The following is a 1,298-nucleotide window of genomic DNA, read 5'->3' as shown; positions in this document are numbered from 1 at the left end:
TGTATCAATTGCGTACTTATAAGTAGTAATTAGGCGAGATGAACTAGAGTACTCTTCAAATTGCCCCTTAACACTTTTAAAATGATCGATTGAATCCAGCATTTTTTTGTGAATTTTTTCTTTTTCAGGATAATTTACATTAGACTTTGTTTCTTCCTCATTTTCATAATCTGAAAATGCCTTTTTCGTTACATATTCAAATACTCCACCTTTTTGTGCAAAACTTTGCACAGAAAATTCAAACATAGAAACGATTGACAATGCCATTATTGCCACACTAACAGCCATAGCTTGAACTCTATAAGACTTCTTCTTAACCGGGAGATTATGTAATGTATCATTAATTTTCCGATTCAAATGCTCCGGTAACATTGTTTTCTCTCGGTCTATTCGCTTTTTCAGTTTTTCATCAAATAATTCATCCTTATCCAACACATACACCTCCTATTCCATTCGTAATTGCTTCTGCAGTTGTTCTCTTGCCCGTGACAACCTTGATTTAACAGTTCCTTTTGGTATTTCTAATAATGCCGCAATATTTTCTTGATTCATATCTTCATAATAGTAGAGTACTGTTACAGCTTTTAATTCTTCATTTAAAGACTGAATTGCATTATGAAGATCTATATCTTCATAAGAATCAAATGCTATCATATAATCATTATTTCCTTCTATCGCGATTACCTTTTTTCGTGATCGTATCATTTCATTACACTGATTAATCAGAATTCGAATGCACCATGTTTGGAAAAACTCCTCATTTTTAAGCTTTTTTATATTTTCATAAGCCTTTAGAATTGTTGTTTGTATCGCATCTTCTACGTCATTCTCATCATATAGCATTGCTTTGGCTATACGATAGAGCTGAACTTTATGTGTATGTATTAAAGAGACAAATGCTTCATGATCACCGTTTTTAGCTAAAGAAACATTACTCTCTTCTTTTACCATTATTTTATATACAGGTATTACTTTCACTGTCTATCCTCCCGTTTTATCCCGCTATTTACGGGGCAGTAAGACCCACCACCTCAAAATTCAGCGAAAGCAAAGAAGTTAGGTGGGGCGGGCTAATAATCAATTGGGGAAGAAGAAACCCCCTACTAATTAAAGTTTCACTTTATATCTTCCAATAAAACTTTACACTTATTAGATGGTTTAGTGGGGAAAAAGGTTCATTTTTTTTATAATTTTCCAGAAATAAAAAAAGATAGTTAGTTCATAAAGGAACTAACTATCTTTTCAACTCTATTTATCCCGCATTAACGGGCAGTAATACTCCCACCTCAAAATTCGGC

At 33.1% G+C, this 1,298-nt stretch carries 1 protein-coding gene and 1 pseudogene; both read right to left on the bottom strand.

Translation table 11 applies throughout. From position 1 onward, the window contains the following. A pseudogene (locus AC1DIT_RS28130) lies at nt 1-432 on the bottom strand (anti-sigma factor); the annotation flags it as partial. Between the two features lie 12 nt (nt 433-444). Further along, nucleotides 445-978 (bottom strand): RNA polymerase sigma factor, encoded by a 534-nt coding sequence (locus AC1DIT_RS28125; protein WP_016115699.1) that lies wholly within the window; start codon nt 976-978, stop codon nt 445-447. Nucleotides 979-1,298 lie beyond the last annotated feature (320 nt).

Source organism: Bacillus sp. 05T22 (assembly GCF_056396765.1).
Note: the sequence above shows the minus strand (reverse complement) of the source record. Positions and strands in the feature narration are given on the sequence as shown.